The 20,502-nt window shown below is 64.7% G+C and carries 22 protein-coding genes; 20 read left to right on the top strand and 2 right to left on the bottom strand.

Translation table 11 applies throughout. The features are described from left to right. Positions 1-32: 32 nt before the first annotated feature. The 20 genes from fabF (at position 33) to cysE (ending at position 17,670) form a co-directional block, all read left to right on the top strand. Entirely contained in the window at positions 33-1,292 is a 1,260-nt protein-coding gene (gene fabF, locus ACGYK9_RS02990; RefSeq protein ID WP_271689878.1) for a beta-ketoacyl-ACP synthase II, read from the top strand. Then, a complete protein-coding gene (gene mltG, locus ACGYK9_RS02985; protein WP_394408391.1) occupies positions 1,293-2,477 on the top strand; it encodes an endolytic transglycosylase MltG in 1,185 nt (394 codons plus the stop codon). It abuts the gene before it with no gap. Between the two features lie 222 nt (positions 2,478-2,699). After that, positions 2,700-3,044, top strand: a complete 345-nt coding sequence (locus ACGYK9_RS02980; RefSeq protein ID WP_394408388.1) for a hypothetical protein — start codon at positions 2,700-2,702, stop codon at positions 3,042-3,044. After that, positions 2,953-4,323 carry a DNA-packaging protein gene (locus ACGYK9_RS02975; RefSeq protein ID WP_394408967.1) on the top strand — a complete coding sequence of 457 codons (1,371 nt, stop codon included), beginning with the start codon at positions 2,953-2,955 and terminating at the stop codon, positions 4,321-4,323. Before ACGYK9_RS02980 ends, ACGYK9_RS02975 begins: the two co-directional genes overlap by 92 nt. A gap of 131 nt (positions 4,324-4,454) precedes the next feature. After that, complete coding sequence (locus ACGYK9_RS02970; protein WP_394408385.1) at positions 4,455-5,633, top strand: phage portal protein; 1,179 nt, start codon at positions 4,455-4,457, stop codon at positions 5,631-5,633. Further along, positions 5,623-5,850, top strand: a complete 228-nt coding sequence (locus ACGYK9_RS02965; protein ID WP_394374191.1) for a hypothetical protein — start codon at positions 5,623-5,625, stop codon at positions 5,848-5,850. The genes ACGYK9_RS02970 and ACGYK9_RS02965 overlap by 11 nt, the downstream gene beginning before the upstream one ends. Before the next feature lie 23 nt (positions 5,851-5,873). Then, positions 5,874-6,482, top strand: coding sequence for an HK97 family phage prohead protease (locus tag ACGYK9_RS02960; RefSeq protein WP_394408382.1), 609 nt, complete (start codon positions 5,874-5,876; stop codon positions 6,480-6,482). A gap of 35 nt (positions 6,483-6,517) precedes the next feature. Further along, a complete protein-coding gene (locus tag ACGYK9_RS02955) occupies positions 6,518-7,696 on the top strand; it encodes a phage major capsid protein (protein ID WP_394408379.1) in 1,179 nt (392 codons plus the stop codon). A 166-nt stretch (positions 7,697-7,862) separates the two neighbouring features. After that, positions 7,863-8,462 (top strand): head-tail connector protein, encoded by a 600-nt coding sequence (locus tag ACGYK9_RS02950; protein ID WP_394408376.1) that lies wholly within the window; start codon positions 7,863-7,865, stop codon positions 8,460-8,462. Further along, positions 8,459-8,797 (top strand): head-tail adaptor protein, encoded by a 339-nt coding sequence (locus tag ACGYK9_RS02945; protein ID WP_394408373.1) that lies wholly within the window; start codon positions 8,459-8,461, stop codon positions 8,795-8,797. The genes ACGYK9_RS02950 and ACGYK9_RS02945 overlap by 4 nt, the downstream gene beginning before the upstream one ends. Continuing rightward, complete coding sequence (locus tag ACGYK9_RS02940; protein WP_394408370.1) at positions 8,794-9,204, top strand: DUF3168 domain-containing protein; 411 nt, start codon at positions 8,794-8,796, stop codon at positions 9,202-9,204. Before ACGYK9_RS02945 ends, ACGYK9_RS02940 begins: the two co-directional genes overlap by 4 nt. Positions 9,205-9,239: 35 nt before the next feature. Then, positions 9,240-9,662 (top strand): phage major tail protein, TP901-1 family, encoded by a 423-nt coding sequence (locus tag ACGYK9_RS02935; protein WP_067263135.1) that lies wholly within the window; start codon positions 9,240-9,242, stop codon positions 9,660-9,662. Between the two features lie 2 nt (positions 9,663-9,664). Beyond that, positions 9,665-9,979 carry a gene transfer agent family protein gene (locus ACGYK9_RS02930; protein WP_394408367.1) on the top strand — a complete coding sequence of 105 codons (315 nt, stop codon included), beginning with the start codon at positions 9,665-9,667 and terminating at the stop codon, positions 9,977-9,979. Continuing rightward, entirely contained in the window at positions 9,976-10,188 is a 213-nt protein-coding gene (locus ACGYK9_RS02925) for a rcc01693 family protein (RefSeq protein ID WP_394408364.1), read from the top strand. The genes ACGYK9_RS02930 and ACGYK9_RS02925 overlap by 4 nt, the downstream gene beginning before the upstream one ends. Next, a complete protein-coding gene (locus ACGYK9_RS02920) occupies positions 10,181-10,840 on the top strand; it encodes a phage tail tape measure protein (RefSeq protein WP_394408361.1) in 660 nt (219 codons plus the stop codon). Before ACGYK9_RS02925 ends, ACGYK9_RS02920 begins: the two co-directional genes overlap by 8 nt. A 27-nt stretch (positions 10,841-10,867) precedes the next feature. Further along, positions 10,868-11,500, top strand: coding sequence for a TIGR02217 family protein (locus ACGYK9_RS02915; protein ID WP_394408358.1), 633 nt, complete (start codon positions 10,868-10,870; stop codon positions 11,498-11,500). Continuing rightward, a complete protein-coding gene (locus ACGYK9_RS02910) occupies positions 11,500-12,387 on the top strand; it encodes a DUF2163 domain-containing protein (protein WP_394408354.1) in 888 nt (295 codons plus the stop codon). The genes ACGYK9_RS02915 and ACGYK9_RS02910 overlap by 1 nt, the downstream gene beginning before the upstream one ends. Next, a complete protein-coding gene (locus ACGYK9_RS02905) occupies positions 12,384-12,830 on the top strand; it encodes an NlpC/P60 family protein (protein ID WP_394408351.1) in 447 nt (148 codons plus the stop codon). The genes ACGYK9_RS02910 and ACGYK9_RS02905 overlap by 4 nt, the downstream gene beginning before the upstream one ends. Then, positions 12,830-16,759 (top strand): glycoside hydrolase/phage tail family protein, encoded by a 3,930-nt coding sequence (locus tag ACGYK9_RS02900; protein WP_394408349.1) that lies wholly within the window; start codon positions 12,830-12,832, stop codon positions 16,757-16,759. The genes ACGYK9_RS02905 and ACGYK9_RS02900 overlap by 1 nt, the downstream gene beginning before the upstream one ends. Positions 16,760-16,857: 98 nt before the next feature. After that, complete coding sequence (cysE, locus tag ACGYK9_RS02895) at positions 16,858-17,670, top strand: serine O-acetyltransferase (protein ID WP_394408346.1); 813 nt, start codon at positions 16,858-16,860, stop codon at positions 17,668-17,670. A gap of 70 nt (positions 17,671-17,740) precedes the next feature. Here cysE and ACGYK9_RS02890 read toward each other — a convergent pair whose 3' ends face one another. Together ACGYK9_RS02890 and ACGYK9_RS02885 are read right to left on the bottom strand one after the other, a co-directional pair. Then, positions 17,741-19,096 carry a pyruvate dehydrogenase complex dihydrolipoamide acetyltransferase gene (locus ACGYK9_RS02890; protein ID WP_394408344.1) on the bottom strand — a complete coding sequence of 452 codons (1,356 nt, stop codon included), beginning with the start codon at positions 19,094-19,096 and terminating at the stop codon, positions 17,741-17,743. A gap of 10 nt (positions 19,097-19,106) precedes the next feature. After that, positions 19,107-20,498 (bottom strand): pyruvate dehydrogenase complex E1 component subunit beta, encoded by a 1,392-nt coding sequence (locus tag ACGYK9_RS02885; RefSeq protein WP_394408341.1) that lies wholly within the window; start codon positions 20,496-20,498, stop codon positions 19,107-19,109. Positions 20,499-20,502 lie beyond the last annotated feature (4 nt).

Raw genomic sequence — 20,502 nt, 5'->3', positions numbered from 1 at the left:
TCGCCGAGACATTATCGGCAAGGGGCACTGAGATGCGCAGAGTTGTAGTAACGGGTTTGGGTTTGGTTACCCCGCTCGCGGACGGCGTGGAAGAAAGCTGGAAACGGATCCTTGATGGGAAGTCCGGGGCCGGGCCGATCACCGGCTTTGATGCCAGCAAATTGGTGACTCAATACGCTTGCGAAGTGCCTTTGGGCGATGGCAGCGATGGCACCTTCGACGCCAATAAATACATGGAGCCGAAAGAGCAGCGCAAGGTCGATACCTTCATCCTCTTCGGCATGGCTGCCGCCCAGCAGGCGGTTGAGGATTCGGGTTGGAAGCCGACCGAGCAGGAAGATCAGGAACGCACCGGCGTTCTGATCGGCTCGGGCATCGGGGGGCTGAACTCCATCGCCAATACCGCCGTCATGATGCACGAGAAGGGCCCGCGCCGCGTGAGCCCCTTCTTCGTGCCGGGCGCGCTGATCAACCTAATCTCGGGTCAGGTGTCGATCCGCTATGGTTTCAAGGGGCCGAACCACTCGGTCGTGACCGCCTGTTCGACCGGCGCCCATGCCATCGGCGATGCGGCGCGGCTGATCAAATACGGTGATGCGGATGTGATGATCGCAGGCGGTGCCGAGGCGGCGATCTGTGAGATCGGCATGGCGGGCTTTAACGCCTGCAAGGCGCTCTCGACCAAACGCGGCGACGATCCGCAAAAGGCCAGCCGCCCCTATGACGTGGACCGCGACGGCTTCGTCATGGGCGAGGGCGCGGGCATCGTGGTGCTGGAAGAGTATGAGCACGCCAAGGCGCGCGGTGCCAAGATCTATGCCGAGGTGCTGGGTTATGGCCTGTCGGGCGACGCGCATCACATCACCGCCCCTTCCGAGGATGGCGAGGGCGGCGAACGCTCCATGCGTGCGGCGCTGAAGAACGCGGGGCTGGAGCCTGCGGATGTGGATTACATCAACGCGCATGGCACCTCGACCATGGCCGACACCATTGAGCTGGGCGCGGTCGAGCGTCTGATGGGTGATGCGGCGGGCAATGTGACCATGTCCTCGACCAAATCCGCCACCGGGCATCTTTTGGGTGCCGCGGGCGCGATCGAGGCGATCTTTTGCATGCTTGCGATCCGCGATCAGGTAGCGCCGCCGACGATCAACCTCGACAATCCGGCGGTGGAAACCCCGATTGATCTGGCGCCGAACAAGAAGGTCGAGCGCAAGATCGACGTGGCGCTCAGCAACTCCTTTGGTTTCGGCGGCACCAACGCATCGGTCCTGTTCGGGAAAGTCAGCTAAATGTGGCGTCATATCGCCTCTAACGCCGTGACGTTTCTGTTGGTCGGCCTGTTCCTGCTTGGGGGGATCATCCTCTGGGGCAAGTCGACCTATGTCTCTGAGGGTCCGTTGGAACAGGCGATCTGTGTGCAGGTCGAGCGCGGCTCGAACATGCGGCAGGTCAGCCAGAACCTTGAGGAACAGGGCGCGGTTTCCTCGCCCGCGATCTTTCGCATGGGCGCGGATTACGAGGAGAAGTCGAGCAGCCTGAAGGCGGGCAGTTTTCTTGTTCAGCCCGGCACGTCGATGCAGGGGATCGTGGATATCGTGACCCAAGGGGGGGCCAGTACCTGCGGCACGGAGGTTGTCTATCGCATCGGGGTGAACCGGGTGAGCGTGCAGGTCCGTGAGTTGGACCCGGTCACCAGCCGTTTTGTCGAACGCGCGGAATTCACTCCGAGTGAGGAAGAGGCTCCCGAAGCCTATACCGAAATCTCGAGTGCGAATGACACGCGGTTTCGTGTGGCATTGGCCGAAGGCGTGACCAGCTGGCAGGTTGTCGAAGCTCTCAAGCAGGTCGAGCAATTGACCGGCGAGGTTGCGGAGCTTCCAGCAGAGGGGAGCCTCGCGCCCGATAGCTATGAGGTGCGTCCGGGCGACGACCGCGCCGAGGTGATTGCACGGATGGCCGCGGCGCAGGAGGTGCTCTTGGCCGAAGCCTTTGAAGCGCGCGACCCCGATCTGCCGATTGAGACGCCCGAGGAGCTGCTGATCCTTGCGTCGATCATCGAAAAGGAAACCGGTGTCGCCGCCGAACGTGAGCAGGTGGCGAGCGTTTTCGTGAACCGTTTGAACCAAGGGATGCGGCTTCAGACCGACCCCACGGTGATCTACGGGGTGACCGAGGGCAAGGGCGTGCTGGGCCGGGGGCTGCGGCGCTCGGAACTGCGGGCAGAGACGCCATGGAACACCTATGTGATCGACGGTCTGCCGCCCACGCCCATCGCCAATCCGGGCCGGGCGAGCCTGATGGCCGCGGCGCAACCGGCGGAGACGGACTACGTCTTTTTCGTGGCGGACGGCACCGGGGGGCACGCTTTTGCGGAAACCTTGGACGAGCATAACCGCAACGTTGCGCGCTGGCGTCAGATCGAGGCGGAGCGCGGTGCGGAAGCGGCGGGGAATGCCTCAACCGGCGGAAACTGAGACCACTAAAAACCCCGCTGGAGACAGCGGGGTTTTTATTTGCGCGGGTGCTTTGCCGCGCGGTGCTGTAAGGTCTTGTTAATACAGTTTTTCTTGACTTTGCGCACGGTCTGGCGTAGGACTTGTGGCACGCTAGAGGACATGGGCGAACGGCCCCGGGGTAACCCGGTGGTCGTTTTTTTGTGTCTGCTCGGTTGGGGATAACCAACAAGAGGTAAAGCGATGACGATCATTACCCCGGAGCAAGAGACGGAAGACAGCGCGGAAATCCTGCGCGGTCTTCAAGAAGCTATCGGCGCGCTGCGTCGGGAAATCGAAGGTCTGACGGAACAGGCCCGGTCCGGGGGGGAACTCAAGGAAACTGCGGTGTCTGGCAAAACGTCCAAAGTGGCGGGACTGCTGGCGCATTGCCTGAAAGCGGAGAACACGCTGAATGACTGTCGAAACCGACAAGCTGGAATCGCGCGCGGGGGCTATGCCCTCGACATGGACAAAGCGCGGGCTGACATCGGGTGCAAGCTGGATCGCCTGCGCCGATGCTCAGACCCAAACGCAGTTTCTGAATGAACTCGGTGAGGGAGAGCTTCTGGCTCTCCCTTTTTTGTTTGAGTTCTGGGCGCTTGACCACCAACTGCCGCCTGAGGGCGATTGGCAGACATGGGTGATCATGGGCGGGCGCGGCGCGGGCAAGACGCGCGCCGGTGCGGAATGGGTGCGCAGCAAGGTTGAAGGGAGCGTGCCGCTCGACCCCGGTGCGTGCAGCCGCGTGGCGCTGGTGGGGGAGACCATCGAGCAGGTGCGCGAGGTAATGATTTTTGGCGACAGCGGCATTCTGGCCTGCAGCCCGCCGGATCGGCGGCCCGATTGGGAGGCGACGCGCAAGCGGTTGGTCTGGCCGAATGGGGCGATTGCCACGGTGCATACGGCGTATGACCCCGAAGGGCTGCGCGGGCCGCAGTTTGATGCGGCTTGGGTGGATGAATTGGCTAAATGGAAGCGCGGGCAGGAGGCTTGGGACCAGTTGCAGTTTGCGCTGCGTTTGGGGGAGCGCCCGCAGGTCTGCGTGACGACGACGCCGCGCAATGTGGATGTGTTGAAGGCGCTTTTGGCCGCGCCTTCGACGGTGACGACCCATGCGCCGACGGAGGCGAATGCGGCCAATCTGGCGGGGTCGTTCCTGGAAGAGGTGCGAGCGCGCTACCGTGGCACGCGGCTAGGGCGGCAGGAGTTGGATGGTGTTTTGTTGGCCGATGCCGAGGGGGCGTTGTGGACCTCGGCCTTGTTGGAGGCGGGGCGGGTGCGAGAAGCGCCGGAGCTGGACCGGATCGTGGTGGGTTTGGACCCGGCGACGACGAGTGGGGCGGGCTCGGACGAGTGCGGGATTGTTGTGGTGGGGGCGCAGACAAAGGGGCCGCCGCAGGAGTGGCGGGCGGTGGTGCTGGCTGATTGCACGGTGCAGGGGGCCACGCCCATGGGCTGGGCGCAGGCGGCGATTGCGGCGATGACGCGCTATGGGGCGGATCGGTTGGTGGCTGAGGTCAATCAGGGCGGGCAGTTGGTGGCTGAGGTGTTGCGGCAGGTCGATCCGCTGGTCTCGCTCAAGACCGTTCATGCGGCGCGGGGCAAGGTGGCGCGGGCGGAGCCAGTGGCCGCGCTTTATGAGCAGGGGCGGGTGTGCCATTTGCCGGGGCTGGATGCGCTGGAGGATCAGATGTGTCTGATGACGGCGCGCGGCTATGAGGGCAAGGGCAGCCCGGACCGGGTCGATGCGCTGGTCTGGGCGCTGCATGAGCTGATGATCGAGCCTGCCGCGCAGTGGCGCAGCCCGGGGGTGCGGAGCCTGTGAGCGGGCTGTTGCGTGGGACAGCGCACGGTGGGTTTCTTCAGCGTTAAGGGATTTCGGGGACAGTCTGACAACGCCGGGCAATGCGGGGCAGGTCTTCGCCGCCGGGGCCGGGCAGAATGAGGAGCGACGACATGGTATTCGATTTTCTACGGCGTGGCGCGGCAGGTGAGACAGCGGAGCGCAAAGCATCCGCCACGGGGCCAGTCGTCGCCTATCAGACCTCGGGCCGTGTCGCCTGGAGCCCGCGCGATAGCGTGAGCCTGACGCGTGCCGGGTTCTGCGGCAATCCGGTTGGGTTCCGCTCGGTCAAGCTGATCGCTGAGGCTGCCGCAGCGCTGCCGCTGGTCGTGCAGGACAGCGCGCGGCGCTACGAGGAACACCCGCTGATTGAGCTGATGCGCCGCCCGAATGCGGGCCAAGGCCGGGCGGAGATGTTTGAGGCGCTGTATGGGCAGATGCTTTTGAGCGGCGATGGCTATGTCGAAGCCGTGGGCGGTGAGAGCGGTTTGCCGGTAGAACTACATGTGCTGCGCTCGGACCGGATGAGCGTGGTGCCGGGGGCGGATGGCTGGCCTGTCGCCTATGAATATGCGGTGGGCGGGCGCAAGCACCGTTTCGATGCGAGCGGTGCGGCGACGCCGGTTTGTCATATCCGCAACTTTCATCCGCAGGACGATCACTACGGGTTCAGCCCCATGCAGGCGGCGGCCATGGCAATGGATGTGCATAATGCGGCGAGCCGTTGGTCGAAGGCATTGTTGGACAATGCCGCGCGGCCCTCCGGCGCGATCGTGTATCGGGGGGGCGAGGGGCAGGGCAAGCTGAGCGAGGATCAGTTTGACCGGCTGGTGAGTGAGATGGAGAGCCATCATCAAGGCGCGCGCAATGCCGGGCGGCCGATGCTGCTGGAGGGCGGGCTCGACTGGAAGCCGATGGGTTTTTCGCCCTCGGATATGGAGTTTCAAAAGACCAAGGAGAGTGCGGCGCGGGAGATCGCGCTCGCCTTTGGGGTGCCGCCGATGCTGATCGGGGTGCAGGGCGATGCCACTTACGCAAATTATCAAGAGGCGCATCGGGCGTTCTATCGTCTGACGGTGCTGCCGCTGGCGACGCGGGTGACGGCGGCGCTGGCGGAGTGGCTGAGCGGGTATCTGGGGGCGGCGGTGATGGTGAAGCCGGACCTTGACCAAGTGCCTGCATTGGCGGCGGAGCGTGATGCGCAATGGGCGCGGGTGTCTGCGGCGGCGTTCCTGAGCGATGCGGAGAAGCGCAGCCTGTTGGGGCTTCCGGCGGTGACCGATGATGCCTGAGCTGCGTGAGATCGAGCGCTTCGAATGCGCGCCGGGCTTGCGGCTTCAGGCGCATGAGACGCTCAGCGCGGTGCACCGCGAGAACATGCAAAAGCGGCTCGACCGGATTGAGCAGATGATGGAGCGGTTGGAACGGCGGCTGTGGCTGACGGTCTACGGCGTGGTGGCGGTGATCTTGGCGCAGGCGGTGCAATCCTTTCTGGCGGTGGCGCCATAGCGGGCTGAACGAGGGAAAATACGATGACTTATCAATTGGATGCCTCCGGCGGCTGGTCGGAGAACGGGGAAGCTGTGCCTTCGGGCTGCGGGTTGGAGCATAAATTTGCACGCTTCGGCAGCGTGACATCGGTGGAGGATGGGCTGGAGATCAGCGGCTATGCCAGCCTCTTTGGCGCGGTCGATCAGGGCGGCGATGTGGTCGAGGCGGGAGCCTATGCGGCAAGCCTTGCGGCGGTCGCGAAGGCGGGGCGCAGCGTCAAGATGCTGTGGCAGCACGATCCCGCCCAGCCCATCGGCGTCTGGGACGAGGTGTGCGAGGATGGCCGGGGTCTTTGGGTCAAGGGGCGCATCCTTAGCACTGTGGCCAAGGGCCGGGAGGCGGCGGCGCTGATCGAGGCAGGGGCCATCGACGGGCTCAGCATCGGCTACCGCACCGTGAAGGCGGGCAAGACCACCAAGGGGCAGCGGCTGCTGTCGGAACTGGAGCTTTGGGAGGTGTCTTTGGTGACCTTTCCGATGCTGCCATCGGCGCGGGTCGGGGCCAAGGGAGAGTTCAGGGCCGTAGGCCATGTCCTGCGCGAGATGGCGGCGGCCTTTGATGCCGCGCGGGCCGAGATGGTGCGGGGCTGAGCCTGAGTTTGACTGAGCAGATCGAAGGAAAAGCGATGACCAAGAGTGAGACGAGCACAAAGGCGGGCAAAGACCTGTCTCCGGCGGAGGAAGTGCGGCAGGCCGTGAGCGGTTTTGTCAGTGACTTCAACGGCTTTCGGGCCGAGATCAATACGAAACTTCAACAATCAGAAGAGCGAATTGCCATGATGGACCGCAAGATGACCCTGCCTGCCCGCAGCCCTTTGGGGGGCGCGATCGATCACGATGCGCCGCATAAGAAAGCCTTTGACGCCTATCTGCGCAACGGCGATGACGACGGGCTGCGGGGGCTGGAACTGGACGGCAAATCGATGTCGACGGCGGTCAATTCGGACGGCGGCTATCTGGTGGATCCGCAAACCGCCGACCGGGTGCAATCTGTGCTGAATGCGGGGGCGTCGATCCGCGCGATTGCCTCGGTGGTGCAGGTGGAGGCCACCTCTTATGACGTACTGGTCGATCACGCCGATGTGGGCGCTGGTTGGGCGACCGAAAGCGGCGCGCAGGCCGAGACGGACACGCCCCAGATCGACCGGATCACCGTGCCGCTGCATGAGCTGAGCGCGCTGCCCAAGGCGAGCCAACGTCTGCTGGATGACAGCGCCTTTGATATCGAAGGTTGGCTGGCGGGGCGTATCGCCGACAAATTTGCTCGGGCCGAGGCGGCGGCCTTTGTCAGCGGTGACGGCATCGACAAGCCCACCGGTTTTCTGAGCCACCCAGCGGTGGACAACGGCGTCTGGACCTGGGGCAATCTGGGCTATGTCCCCAGCGGCACCAACGCCAACCCCGAGGCCGATGCGATCATTGAGTTGGTCTATGCCCTTGGCGCGGCTTACCGCAAGAACGCGGTTTTCGTGATGAACTCCAAGACCACGGCCAAGGTGCGCAAGTTGAAAGACACCGATGGGCGGTTCCTGTGGTCCGACGGGTTGGCGGCAGGCGAGCCTGCGCGGCTCATGGGCTATCCGGTGCTGGTGGCCGAGGACATGCCCGATCCGGCGACCGATGCGATGGCGATCGCCTTTGGCGACTTTTCCGCAGGCTACACCGTGGCTGAGCGCCCCGATCTGCGGATCTTGCGCGACCCGTTCAGCGCCAAGCCGCATGTGCTGTTCTATGCCACCAAACGTGTCGGCGGCGACGTGAGCGATTTCGCGGCGATCAAGCTGATGAAATTCGGCCTGGCGTAAGCCGGTGCCGAAGCCGGGGCCGGGGCAACTTGGCCCCGGCCCGGACGTGCGCCTGCGAGGTTGCGTTGTCTAGCTGCTCCCCTCCGACCGAGCAATGCAACCGGTGCGCGTCCGGGAATAACCGCATGGCCCCAAGGGGCGCGGGAGCGATTTTTGGAGACGTTCGATGATGTTGATCGAAGAGACAAATGTGCCGGATGCGGTCTTGCCGGTTGAGGCCTTCAGAATGCATCTGCGCCTTGGCACCGGCTTTGCGCAGGACGGCCTTCAAGACCCGGTGTTGCGCAGCTTCCTGCGCGCGGCGATGGCGGCGGTGGAGGCGCGGACGGGCAAGGTGTTGATCATTCGGCGTTTTGCCCTGTCGCTGACCTTTTGGCGCGATGCCGCGGCGCAGGTCTTGCCCGTGGCCCCGGTGCAAGAGATCGTGCGGCTGGCGCTGGTGGCGCGGGTTGGGGTGGAGACGGCGGTGGACCCCGAGCGCTATTGGCTGGAGCGCGATGCGCAAGCGCCGCGTTTGCGGGCCAGCACCACCGCCCTGCCGCGCATCCCAAGCGCGGGGGCCGCGCTGATCAGTTTCGACGCGGGCATGGCCGCCGATTGGGGCGGGTTGCCGGATGATTTGGCCCAAGCGGTGATGCTGCTGGCCGCGCATTACTATGAATACCGCGACGACACGGCGCTTGGTGAAGGGTGCATGCCCTTTGGTGTCAGCAGCCTGATCGAACGCTACCGCCGGGTGCGCCTCGGCTTTGGGGGAACGGCATGAGCCGCCCGCAGTTGAACCGGCCCCTTGTATTGGAAGCGCCGCAGCGCGTGAGCGATGGCGCGGGAGGGCATCGCGAGGTCTGGCAGCCCTTGGGCACTCTCTGGGCCGATGTGCGCGCGCGGACGGGGCGGGAGACTGCGCAGGGCGGGGTGGCCGTCAGCCGGATGGGGGTCAAGATCACAGTGCGGGCGGCGCCGGAAGGTGCCCCGCAGCGACCAACCCCCGAGCAGCGGTTTCGCGAGGGCACGCGGGTCTTCGTGGTCCGGGCCGTGGCCGAGAGCGATGCGGGCGGGCGCTATCTGATCTGCTTTGCCGATGAGGAGGTGGCGGTATGACCTATGCGCTTTCAGGGGCATTGCAGGCGGCGGTTTATGACCTATTGCAGAGCGATCCGGGCCTCACCGCGCTGATCGGTGACGCGGTCTTTGACGCGGTGCCGGGGGGGAGCCTGCCAGAGACCTATGTGCTCTTGGGCCAAGAGGTGGCGAAGGACCTGTCGGACCCGCAGGGCGCGGGGGCGGAGCATCGCCTGACCCTGTCGGTGGTCACCAGCGCGCCGGGGTTCAGCACGGCGAAGGGCTGCGCGGCAGTGATCTCAGACCTGCTGCATGGGGCAAGACCCGCGCTCAGCCGGGGGCGCGTGGTGGATATGGCCTTTCTCAAAGCTACGGCGCGGCGGATCGACGGGGCCTCTGCCCGGCGGATCGACCTGCAATTCCGCGCCCGGGTCGCGGACGCATAAGACTTTAGATTTCAGATTGGTGCGAGGAGACAGTGATGGCAGTTCAAGCGGGCAAGGACCTTTTGGTCAAAGTGGATATGACCAGCGACGGACAATTCGAGACGATCGCCGGGCTCAGGGCCAAACGGGTGAGTTTCAACGCCGAAACGGTGGATGTGACCTCGCTCGATTCAAGCGGCGGTTGGCGGGAATTGCTGGCGGGTGCCGGTGTCCGCTCGGCCGCGATCAGCGGGTCGGGGGTGTTTCGCGATGCGGGCACGGATGAACGGGCGCGGCAGTTGTTTTTCAACGGGCTCACGCCGGATTTTCAGGTGATCATTCCGGATTTCGGCGTGGTGCAGGGGCCGTTTCAGGTCTCCGCTCTGGAATACGCGGGGTCGCTGAATGGGGAGGCCACCTTTGAGCTTAGCCTGCAATCGGCGGGGGAGCTGATCTTTACCCCCGATGTGGTGGTGTGAGCATGGCGAACCCATGGCGCGGCGAGGTGAGTCTCGTGATTGATGGTGAACGTCATGAGGCGCGGCTGACCCTTGGGGCCTTGGCCGAGTTGGAGGCCGCGTTGCAGGCCGACAGCCTCGTGGCTCTGGTCGAGCGGTTTGAAAGCAATCGTTTTTCGAGCCGCGATGTCTTGGCCCTGTTGCTCGCCGGGCTGCGCGGAGGCGGGGCGGAGATGGATGCCGCCACGCTTGAGCACGCGCAGATCGAGGGCGGGCCAATGGCGGCGGCGCGGGCGGCGGCGGAATTGCTGGCGCGGGCCTTTACGGTGCAGGCGTGAGCGCGGCAAGCGGCCTTGACTGGCCCGCGTTGCTGCGGGTGGGGCTGTCGCGATTGGGGCTGCTGCCGGATCAATTCTGGGCGCTGACGCCGGCGGAGTTGCAGTTGATGCTGGGGCCGAAGTCTGGCCCCACGCCGCTGCTGAGCGACGGTCTCGCCGCGCTGATGGCGGCCTATCCAGATGAGACGAAAGGGGCCGGTGATGGCTGACTTTGACGATTTCGAGAACCTTGAGAGCCGGGCCGAGGGGCTGAATGAGACGCTGGCGCAGACCAGCGGTTTGGTGGCCGGGTTCGACGGTGAGCTGCGGCGAATGCGCGGCGCGCTCGCCGCGACGGGCAAAGACGTGGCGACCCTTGAGAAAGGGCTCAGCCGTGGATTGAGGCGGGCCTTTGATGGGGTGGTCTTTGACGGGGCCAAACTCTCGGACGCGCTGAGCGACTTGGCGCAGTCGATGATCCGCACGACTTACAATGCCGCGATGCGCCCGGTGACGGACCATTTCGGCGGGCTGATCAGCGAGGGCGTGGGCAGCATCGTGGAGGGGATATTGCCCTTCGCCGATGGCGCGCCTTTCTCGCAAGGTAAGGTCATGCCCTTCGCGCAGGGTGGGGTGGTCAACTCGGCGACCGCCTTTCCCATGCGCGGCGGCACGGGGCTGATGGGTGAAGTCGGGCCGGAGGCGATCATGCCCTTGGCGCGGGGGGCGGATGGCAAGCTGGGCGTGCGCGGCAGCGGCGGCGGCGCGACGACCATCGTGATGAATATCACCACCCCCGATGTGCAGGGGTTTCAGCGCAGCCAAAGCCAGATTGCCGCACAGTTGAGCCGTGCCCTCAGCACCGGCAACCGCAACCGATAGGCCGCGCGGCGGATAAAGGAGCAGATCATGCAGTTTCACGAGGTCAGATTTCCCCCGTCGCTAAGCTTTGGCTCTGTCGGGGGGCCGCAACGGCAGACAGATGTGGTCACCTTGGCCAACGGCCATGAGGAGCGCAACACGGCTTGGGCCCATTCGCGGCGGGTTTACGATGCCGGGTTGGGAATGCGCTCGATCGACGATCTACAGGCGCTGATTGCCTTTTTCGAGGCGCGCATGGGTCAGATGTACGGGTTTCGCTGGAAGGATTGGGCCGATTATAGGTCGGGCAAGATGGCGCTTCCGGTGGCTTTCGACGACCAGAGCATCGGCTATGGGGATGGGGTGCGGGCGGCGTTTCAACTGACCAAGACCTACCGCTCGGGGGCGCAGTCCTATCGTCGTCCGATTACGAAACCGGTGGCCGGGACCGTGCGCGTGGGGCTGGAGCAGGATGAGCTGCGCGAGGGCGTCGAATATGAGGTCGACGGAGAGAGCGGGATCATCACCTTTGCCCATCCGCCCGACCCTGAGATCGAGGTTTTTGCGGGCTTCGAGTTCGACGTGCCGGTGCGCTTTGACACTGATCGCATTCTGGTCTCGGTCGAGAGTTTTCAGGCCGGACAGGTGCCCGATGTGCCGGTGGTCGAGGTGCGGGTCTGATGGCGGGGCTGGACAGGGATTTGGAAGCCCATATCGCGCAGGGTGTGACGACGCTCTGCCATTGCTGGCAGGTGACGCGCGCGGATGGGGCGGTGTTTGCCTTTACCGACCACGACATGCCGCTGATGTTCGACGGGGTCACCTTTCGTGCCGATACCGGGCTGAGCGCGCGGGCGTTGGCCCAGACCAGCGGGTTGTCGGTTGATAACACAGAGGCGCTTGGCGCGCTCAGCGATGATGCGATCCGCGAGGATGAGATCGAACAGGGCCGCTTTGACGGCGCCGATGTGCAGGCGTGGCTGGTGAACTGGGCGGACCCCGCGCAGCGGCGGCTGCAATTTCGCGGCTCAATTGGTGAGTTGCACCGCGCGGGAGGCAGCTTTCGCGCTGAGTTGCGCGGGCTGACGGAACCGCTCAACCGGCCCCTGGGGCGGGTCTATCAAAAGCCCTGTTCGGCGGTGTTGGGGGATAGCGATTGCCGGTTCGCTCTCACCGCGCCCGGCTATGCTGAGACGCGTGTGGTCGAGACGGTGTCGGAGGCGCAGTATTTCCGTTGGAGCGCGTTCCCGGGCTACGAGGAAGGTTGGTTTGCCCGGGGGCGGCTTGATGTGCTGGAGGGGCCGGCGGCGGGGCTCTGGGGCATGGTCAAACGTGACTACCATGAGGACGGGCAGCGCGTGATCGAGCTTTGGCAGCCGATCCGCGGCGCGGTGGCGGCGGGCACCCGTGTCCGGCTTACCGCAGGCTGCGACAAGCGGATGGAGACCTGTCGGCTGAAGTTCAACAACCTACTGAACTATCGCGGCTTTCCCGATTTGCCGGGGGAGGATTGGATGATGGCGGTGCCCCGGTCGGACGGTGCGAATGGCGGCGGGTCACGCCGATGAGTGCTGCGGGAGAGCGTTTGGTGCAGGCAGCCCGCGGATGGATCGGGACGCCCTATGTGCATCAGGCCGCAACGAAAGGGGCGGGCTGTGATTGTCTGGGCCTGATACGGGGGCTTTGGCGGGAGTTGCTGGGCGCGGAGCCTGAGGCGGTCCCGGCCTATTCGATGGATTGGTCCGAGCCGCAGGGGGAGGAGCGGCTCTGGGCGGCGGCGCTGCGGCACATGGCGATGAAAGACAGCGATGATGCGGCCCCCGGTGACGTGCTGCTTTTCCGGATGCGGCAGGGTGCGGTGGCAAAGCACCTTGGGCTGCAGGCGCGCGTCGGGGCCAGCGCCAGTTTCATCCACGCCTATGCGCGGCACGGGGTGGTGGAAAGCCCGCTCAGCCCGCCATGGCAACGGCGCATCGTGGCGCAATTTGTATTTCCTGAGGAGGTCTCTTGATGGCGACGATTGTTCTTTCGGCAGCGGGGGCGGCGGTTGGCGGCTCCATCGGGGGCACGCTGGCGGGGCTGTCGTCGGTTGCGGTGGGCCGCGCGGTGGGGGCGAGCCTTGGGCGGTTGGTGGATCAACGCCTGCTGGGCCAAGGCGGGGAGGCGGTCGAGACCGGTAAGGTGGATTGCTTTCGCCTGACAGGCTCGGGCGAGGGGGCGGCGATCCCGCAGCTTTACGGGCGGATGCGACTGGCGGGGCATGTCATCTGGGCCTCGCAGTTCCAAGAAGTCACCGAAGTCAGCGGCGGCGGCAAGGGTGGCCCGCCAACGCCGAAGACGACCGAATATAGCTATACCGTCAGCCTCGCCATCGCGCTCTGCGAAGGGGAGATCACCAGCGTCGGGCGCATCTGGGCGGATGGGGAGGAGATTGCCCCGGACGATCTGAACATGCGCGTTTACCGGGGCGCGGCGGACCAGCAGCCCGACCCGACCATCGCCGCGATCGAGGGCGCGGACCGGGTGCCGGCCTATCGCGGCACAGCCTATGTGGTGATGGAAGACCTCCCGCTTGCGCAATTTGGCAACCGGGTGCCGCAGTTCTCTTTCGAGGTGCTGCGCCCCGAGCAGCCGCAAGCGCCGGGGTGGGAGCATGCGCCCGCCTATGGTGTTCAGGGGGTCGCCCTGATCCCCGGCACGGGGGAATACGCGCTGGCGACGACCCCGGTGCATTACACCGACGGCCCCGGCAGCCGGTGGAGCGCCAATGTGAACTCGCCCGCTGCCAAGACCGATTTCGTGGTGTCCTTGGAAAGCCTGACCGAGGAATTGCCACGGTTGGAAGCGGCCTCTCTCGTTGTATCATGGTTTGGCGGCGATTTGCGCTGCGGCGACTGTCGCCTGCGGCCCAAGGTCGAAGACCAGGATATCGATGGGGAGAATATGCCTTGGCGGGTCTCTGACGTGACGCGTGGCACGGCGGAGGTGATCACCCAGCAAGAGGCGCGCCCGATCTACGGCGGCACGCCAGCCGATGCCGCGGTGATTGAGGCCATTCACGCGCTGAAGGCAGCGGGCAAGGCGGTGATGTTCTACCCGTTCATTTTGATGGATCAGATCGAAGGCAACGGGCTGCCGGACCCCTATAGCGATGCCGAGGACCAGCCCCGCTTGCCGTGGCGTGGGCGGATCACGCTTTCGGTGGCCCCGGGGCGGCCGGGCAGCCCGGATGGTACGGCGGCGGCAGAGGCTGAGGTGGCGGCGTTTTTCGGAACCGTCACGGCTGAGGATTTCGCGGTGGGCGAAGGCTCGGTCATCTACAACGGCCCCGAGGAATGGACCCTGTCGCGCTTTATCTTGCACTATGCCGCGCTTTGCGCCGCAGCAGGCGGGGTCGAGGCGTTTTGCATCTCCTCGGAGATGCGGGGGCTGACGCAGATACGCGCGGCAGGCAACAGCTTTCCCGCGGTGGCCGCGCTGCGGGCCTTGGCCGGAGAGGTGCGCGCCTTGTTGGGGCCGGAGGTTAAGATCAGCTATGCCGCTGATTGGTCTGAGTATTTCGGCTATCACCCGCAGGATGGCAGCGGCGATGTCTTCTTTCACCTTGATCCGCTATGGGCCGATCCGCAGATCGATTTCATCGGGATCGACAACTACATACCGCTAGCCGATTGGCGCGATGAGGAGGGGCATCTGGACGGCGAGAACTGGCCCGCGATCTATGATGTCGGCTATCTGAAATCCAACATCGAAGGCGGCGAGGGCTATGACTGGTACTACCATTCGCCCGAGGCCCGAGACGCGCAGGTCCGCACGCCGATCACCGATGGCGCGCATGATGAGCCTTGGGTGTATCGCTACAAAGACCTGCGCTGCTGGTGGGAGAGCCCGCACCACCCGCGTATCGGCGGGCAGCGGCAAGCCGCTCCAACGGAATGGCAGCCGATGTCGAAACCGATCTGGTTCACGGAATACGGCTGCGCGGCCATCGACAAAGGGGCGAACCAGCCCAACAAGTTTCTCGATCTGAAGAGCTCGGAAAGCGCCTTGCCGCATTATTCCACTGGCGCACGGGACGATCTGATGCAGATGCAATATCTGCGGGCGATCTCGGATTACTGGCGCGATCCGGCGCATAATCCGATCTCGGAGGAATATGGTGCGCCGATGCTGGATATGACGCGCGCTTTTGTCTGGGCATGGGACACGCGGCCGTTTCCCTTCTTCCCCAACAATGTCGATCTCTGGAGCGATGGGGAGAATTACAGCCGTGGCCACTGGCTGAACGGGCGTGCCTCGGCGCGGTCGCTGGCCTCGGTTGTGGGGGAGATTTGCCGCCGGGCGGGTGTGGTGCATTTCGATACCTCCGCGCTGTTCGGCTATGTGCGCGGCTATACGGTGGCCGAGGTTGGCGAGGCGCGTGCCGCGCTGCAACCGCTGATGCTGCGCTATGGGTTCGATGCAATCGAACGCGACGGGGTTTTGCAGTTTCGGATGCGTGTCGGGGCGGATGCGCTGCCCCTCGACCCCGATCGCCTCGCGGTTCACCCCGATCTGAGCGGGGTGACCGAGCAGTCGCGCGAGGCGGAGGCCGAAGTCTCGGGCCGTGTGCGGCTGCGGTTCGTTCAGGCCGATGCGGATTTTGACCCGATTGCCGAAGAGGCGGTTCTGGCGGATGAGGCGACCCATGCGGTCACCGGGACCGAGCTGAACATGGCCTTGACCCGAGGCGAGGGGCGGCAGGTGGCCGAACGCTGGCTGACCGAAGCGCGCGTCGCGCGTGAGACGCTGCGGCTGGCATTGCCGCCGTCGCGGATGGCTGTCGGGGCGGGGGATGTGATCGAACTGCCGGGCGATGGGGCGGAGGGGCCGGGGCGCTACCGCGTCGACCGGGTGGAACAGGCCGGCTCCCTGCTGATCGACGGCGTTCGGATTGAGCCCGAAGTCTATGATCCCGCACCGCTTGATGAAGAACTTGGAGCGCTGCGCCCCTTCGTCCCGCCGCTGCCGGTTCTGCCGCAGTTCATGGACCTGCCGCTTTTGCGCGGGGATGAGGTGCCCCATGCGCCGCATCTGGCGGTGACGGCGACCCCTTGGCCGGGCTCCGTCGCGGTCTACCGCTCTGCCGTGGATTCGGATTATGCGCTGAACGCCATCGTGGCGAACCGGTCGATCATGGGCGTTACCCAAACGCCGCTAAGCGCGGCACGACCAGGGTTGATTGACGCGGGGCCGGTGCTGGAGGTCAAATTAACCAGCGGCAGCCTTCAGTCCGTTAGCAGAGAGGCGCTTTTGAATGGGGCGAACCTTGCCGCCATTGGGGATGGGAGCGCGGACCGTTGGGAGTTGTTCCAGTTTGAGGAGGCGCAGCTTGTCGCCCCGATGACCTATTGGCTGACGGGTCGTTTGCGCGGGCAGGCAGGCAGCGATGGGTTGATGCCCGAGGTTTGGCCCGCCGGGTCGCGCTTTGTGCTGATGAACGGGACACCGCAACAGGTCGAGCTGAGCCCGCATCTGCGCCGCGTGGCACAGCATTACCGCATCGGGCCTGCGCGGCGACCGGTGGATGACCCCTCTTACCTGCATCAGGTTCATGCCTTTGACGGGAATGGTCTGCGGCCCTACAGCCCCTGTCATCTGCGGGCCGAGGCTGGGGCCAGTGGCGATATCACCCTTAGCTGGATTCGTCGAACGCGGATCGACGGCGACCCTTGGGAGGGGCCGGAGGTGCCGCTTGGCGAGGAGAGTGAACGCTATCTCTTACGCGTTTACGAAGGCAGCGAGGAGCGGCGGGAGGTGCTGGTCGATACGCCGCGGTGGACCTATAGCACTGCGGCACGGGCGGCGGATGGCGTCAGCGGGGCGTTTGACGTGACGGTGGCGCAGGTCTCGGCCACATATGGCGCGGGGCCGACTACAGGTTTGACCGTCCCCGGATAGGCCCGCGCGTTATCACGATTTTGAGCATGGGCGGATTTACAAATGGTCCTGCGCTATTGCATGAGCTACCCTTACGGCAGAGTGAAGGAGCACGTGCCATGGCGCAGACACGCAGAAATATCTCGAAAGTGGACCCGGTCTGGGACCAGATTCAGCAAGAAGCCGAGGATGCGGTGCGTGATGAGCCGTTGATCGGCGGCTTTGTGCATGCCTGTATCCTGCACCATAAATCTATCGAGAATGCGCTCTCCTACCGCATCGCGGCCAAGCTTTCGTCGAACGAGATGTCGATGATGGTCGTGCGCGAGATGGTCGAGGAAGCCTATGCCGAAGACCCAGACCTCGTCGCCGCGGCGCGCGCGGATCTGGTGGCCATCTATGACCGCGACCCGGCCTGCCACCGGCTGTTGCAGCCGATTCTGTATTTCAAAGGCTATCAGGCGGTGCAGGCCTACCGTGTGGGCCACCACCTTTATACCAAGGGCAAACGCGATCTGGCCTATTTCATCCAGATGCGGGTGAGCGAGATTTTTGGCGTGGATATCCATCCGGCGGCCAAGATGGGCAAGGGCATCATGATCGACCACGCGCATTCCATCGTCATCGGTGAGACGGCGGTGGTGGGCGACAACGTCTCGATGCTGCATTCGGTGACCCTTGGCGGCACCGGTAAAGAGGAAGAGGACCGTCACCCCAAGATCGGCAATGGCGTGTTGATTGGCGCAGGCGCGAAGGTTCTGGGCAATATCTCTATCGGCCATTGCAGCCGCATCGCGGCGGGGTCGGTTGTGCTGGAGCCGGTGCCTGCCTGCAAGACCGTTGCCGGGATCCCGGCGCGGATCGTTGGAGAGGCGGGCTGCGATCAGCCGTCGATGTCGATGAACCATCTTTTTGGGCCGGACGCCGAATAGGGGCAGTTGCCAGTATCGCAATAAAAAGCCGGGGCATGCCCCGGCTTTCTTCGTTTGTGAGGTGCAGCCCTTAGGCCAGCATGATCATCGGATTTTCAAGGTTCTCGACAATCGCGTTCAGCAGTTGGGCCCCGAGCGCCCCGTCGATCACGCGGTGATCGACCGAGAGGGTCACGGACATGACTGTCGCCGCCGTGATCTCACCGTCCTTGCCGATGATCGGTTTCTTCACGCCCGCGCCCACGGCGAGGATCGCACCATGCGGCGGGTTGATGACCGCGTCGAAGTTGTCGATCCCGAACATGCCGAGGTTGGAGATGGCGAAGCTGCCGCCCTGATACTCATGCGGAGCGAGCTTGCGGTCGCGAGCGCGGGTGGCGAGGTCTTTCATCTGCGCCGAGAGGGTCGAGAGCGACTTGGTGTCGGCGTCCTGTAGCACGGGGGTGAACAGCCCGCCTTCGATGGCCACGGCCACGGCCACATCCGAAGGCTTGAGCTTCAGGATACGATCCCCGGCCCAAACGGCGTTGGCATCGGGCACCGATTGCAGCGCCAGCGCGCAGGCTTTGATAATGAAATCGTTAACCGAGAGCTTCACGCCGCGGGCTTCGAGCTGCTTGTTCAGGTCGCTGCGGAAGGACAGCAGCGCGTCGATCTGGATATCGCGCCGCAGGTAGAAATGCGGGACCGTCTGCTTGGCCTCGGTAAGGCGCGCGGCGATGGTCTTGCGCATTCCGTCGAGCTTGACCTCTTCGATCTCGCGGTCCTCGTACATCTTGCGCACGGCGTCGGAGGAGGGGCCGGCGGGAGCAGGCTGTGTCACCGGCGCGGCGTCCTTGGCGGCGGCGGGGCTGCCGGCCTTGGCAGCCGTCGGCTGGGCGCTTTCCACATCGGCTTTGACGATCCGACCACGCGGGCCGCTGCCTTCGATTTGGGTGAGGTCCAGCCCCTTGTCCGCAGCGATCCGGCGGGCGAGGGGGGAGGCGAAGATGCGCCCGCCCTTGTCGTCCTTGGGCGCGGCGGGGGCTTTGGCGTCGCTGTTGGTCGGCGCGTCATTCGCATCCGTCGCACCGCGGCCATAGCCCGCTCCGGGCGTTTCGGCCTCGGCTGCTTTGGGCGCTTCCTCGGCCTGAGGTTTCTCTTCTTTGGCCGGGGCGGCGCTGTCGATGTCGTCGGCGCTTTCGCCTTCCTCGAGCAGCACCGCAATCGGCGTGTTTACCTTCACGCCTTCGCTGCCTTCTTCGATCAAGATCTTGCCGATGGTGCCTTCGTCGACAGCCTCGAACTCCATCGTGGCCTTGTCGGTCTCGATCTCGGCGAGGATGTCGCCCGAGGCGACTTCGTCCCCCTCTTTGACCAGCCACTTGGCGAGCGTGCCTTCCTCCATCGTGGGCGAAAGGGCGGGCATGAGAATTTCTGTTGGCATGATCCGCTCCTTACCGGTAGGTGACTTTGCGCACGGCCTCGATCACCTCGTCGGTGGTGACCAGAGCGTGTTTTTCGAGGTTGGCGGCATAGGGCATGGGCACGTCCTTGCCGGTGCAGGTGATGACCGGGGCGTCGAGGTAGTCGAACGCCTCCTGCATGATCACGCCGCTGATGTAGCCGCCGACCGAGCCCTGCGGCCAGCCTTCTTCGACCGTCACGCAGCGGTTGGTCTTCATCACGGATTTCAGGACCGTTTCGGTGTCCATCGGGCGCAGGGTGCGCAGGTCGATGACCTCGGACTCGATACCGTCCTCGGCCAGTTTCTCCGCTGCTTCCAGCGCATAGGTCATGCCAATGCCGAAGCTGACGATGGTGACATCCGCGCCCTCGCGCCAGAGCCGGGCTTTGCCGAAGGGGACGGTGTAGTCCTCGATGTCAGGCACATCGAAGCTGCGGCCATAGAGGATTTCGTTCTCAAGGAAGATCACCGGGTTCGGATCACGGATCGCGGACTTCATCAAGCCTTTGTAATCGCTGGCCGAATAGGGCATCGCGACCTTGAGGCCGGGGATCTGCATGAACCAGGCGGCGTAGTCCTGGCTGTGCTGGGCGCCGACGCGGGCCGCAGCACCGTTGGGGCCGCGGAAGACCATGGGCGCGCCCATCTGGCCGCCGGACATGTAAAGCGTCTTGGCCGCGGAGTTGATGATCTGGTCCATCGCCTGCATGGCGAAGTTGAAGGTCATGAACTCGACGATCGGGCGCAGACCGCCGAAGGCCGCGCCGACGCCGATGCCGGCAAAGCCGTGTTCGGTGATCGGCGTGTCGATCACGCGCTTGGCGCCGAATTCGTCCAGCAGACCTTGGGAAATCTTATAGGCGCCTTGGTACTCGGCCACTTCCTCGCCCATGAGGAAGACGTTCTCGTCGCGGCGCATTTCCTCGGCCATGGCGTCGCGCAGGGCCTCGCGCACGGTCTGCTGCTTCATCTCGGTGCCCTCGGGCCAGTCGGGGCTGGTGTCGGGCTCGGGCTGCTTCTTGCCCTCGGCAGGCGCTTCGCGGTCATCGTCGGAGGATTTGGCCTGCGCGGGCTTAGCCTCCGCGCCCTTCTCCTCGGCGGGGGCGGATTTCGCGGTGTCGATGTCGCCGGCGCTTTCGCCTTCTTCGAGCAGCACGGCGATGGGGCTGTTCACCTTCACGCCTTCGGTGCCTTCTTCGATCAGGATCTTGCCGATGGTGCCTTCGTCCACGGCTTCGAATTCCATCGTGGCCTTGTCGGTCTCGATCTCGGCGAGGATGTCACCGGAGGAGACTTCGTCGCCTTCCTTGACCAACCATTTCGCCAGCGTGCCTTCTTCCATGGTGGGGCTGAGGGCGGGCATGAGAATTTCGGTTGCCATTGCT

The organism is Sulfitobacter sp. 1A15258 (assembly GCF_043557045.1).
In the GTDB taxonomy this organism is placed as follows: Bacteria; Pseudomonadota; Alphaproteobacteria; order Rhodobacterales; family Rhodobacteraceae; genus Sulfitobacter; species Sulfitobacter faviae.
Note: the sequence above shows the minus strand (reverse complement) of the source record. Positions and strands in the feature narration are given on the sequence as shown.

What these genes read in the sequence shown, in the direction of transcription:
- fabF (WP_271689878.1), top strand. Translation starts at nt 33, where the DNA reads ATGCGCAGAGTTGTAGTAACGGGTTTGGGTTTGGTTACCCCGCTCGCG.
- mltG (WP_394408391.1), top strand. Translation starts at nt 1,293, where the DNA reads ATGTGGCGTCATATCGCCTCTAACGCCGTGACGTTTCTGTTGGTCGGC.
- ACGYK9_RS02980 (WP_394408388.1), top strand. Translation starts at nt 2,700, where the DNA reads ATGACGATCATTACCCCGGAGCAAGAGACGGAAGACAGCGCGGAAATC.
- ACGYK9_RS02975 (WP_394408967.1), top strand. Translation starts at nt 2,953, where the DNA reads ATGCCCTCGACATGGACAAAGCGCGGGCTGACATCGGGTGCAAGCTGG.
- ACGYK9_RS02970 (WP_394408385.1), top strand. Translation starts at nt 4,455, where the DNA reads ATGGTATTCGATTTTCTACGGCGTGGCGCGGCAGGTGAGACAGCGGAG.
- ACGYK9_RS02965 (WP_394374191.1), top strand. Translation starts at nt 5,623, where the DNA reads ATGATGCCTGAGCTGCGTGAGATCGAGCGCTTCGAATGCGCGCCGGGC.
- ACGYK9_RS02960 (WP_394408382.1), top strand. Translation starts at nt 5,874, where the DNA reads ATGACTTATCAATTGGATGCCTCCGGCGGCTGGTCGGAGAACGGGGAA.
- ACGYK9_RS02955 (WP_394408379.1), top strand. Translation starts at nt 6,518, where the DNA reads ATGACCAAGAGTGAGACGAGCACAAAGGCGGGCAAAGACCTGTCTCCG.
- ACGYK9_RS02950 (WP_394408376.1), top strand. Translation starts at nt 7,863, where the DNA reads ATGATGTTGATCGAAGAGACAAATGTGCCGGATGCGGTCTTGCCGGTT.
- ACGYK9_RS02945 (WP_394408373.1), top strand. Translation starts at nt 8,459, where the DNA reads ATGAGCCGCCCGCAGTTGAACCGGCCCCTTGTATTGGAAGCGCCGCAG.
- ACGYK9_RS02940 (WP_394408370.1), top strand. Translation starts at nt 8,794, where the DNA reads ATGACCTATGCGCTTTCAGGGGCATTGCAGGCGGCGGTTTATGACCTA.
- ACGYK9_RS02935 (WP_067263135.1), top strand. Translation starts at nt 9,240, where the DNA reads ATGGCAGTTCAAGCGGGCAAGGACCTTTTGGTCAAAGTGGATATGACC.
- ACGYK9_RS02930 (WP_394408367.1), top strand. Translation starts at nt 9,665, where the DNA reads ATGGCGAACCCATGGCGCGGCGAGGTGAGTCTCGTGATTGATGGTGAA.
- ACGYK9_RS02920 (WP_394408361.1), top strand. Translation starts at nt 10,181, where the DNA reads ATGGCTGACTTTGACGATTTCGAGAACCTTGAGAGCCGGGCCGAGGGG.
- ACGYK9_RS02915 (WP_394408358.1), top strand. Translation starts at nt 10,868, where the DNA reads ATGCAGTTTCACGAGGTCAGATTTCCCCCGTCGCTAAGCTTTGGCTCT.
- ACGYK9_RS02910 (WP_394408354.1), top strand. Translation starts at nt 11,500, where the DNA reads ATGGCGGGGCTGGACAGGGATTTGGAAGCCCATATCGCGCAGGGTGTG.
- ACGYK9_RS02905 (WP_394408351.1), top strand. Translation starts at nt 12,384, where the DNA reads ATGAGTGCTGCGGGAGAGCGTTTGGTGCAGGCAGCCCGCGGATGGATC.
- ACGYK9_RS02900 (WP_394408349.1), top strand. Translation starts at nt 12,830, where the DNA reads ATGGCGACGATTGTTCTTTCGGCAGCGGGGGCGGCGGTTGGCGGCTCC.
- cysE (WP_394408346.1), top strand. Translation starts at nt 16,858, where the DNA reads ATGGCGCAGACACGCAGAAATATCTCGAAAGTGGACCCGGTCTGGGAC.
- ACGYK9_RS02890 (WP_394408344.1), bottom strand. Translation starts at nt 19,096, where the DNA reads ATGCCAACAGAAATTCTCATGCCCGCCCTTTCGCCCACGATGGAGGAA.
- ACGYK9_RS02885 (WP_394408341.1), bottom strand. Translation starts at nt 20,498, where the DNA reads ATGGCAACCGAAATTCTCATGCCCGCCCTCAGCCCCACCATGGAAGAA.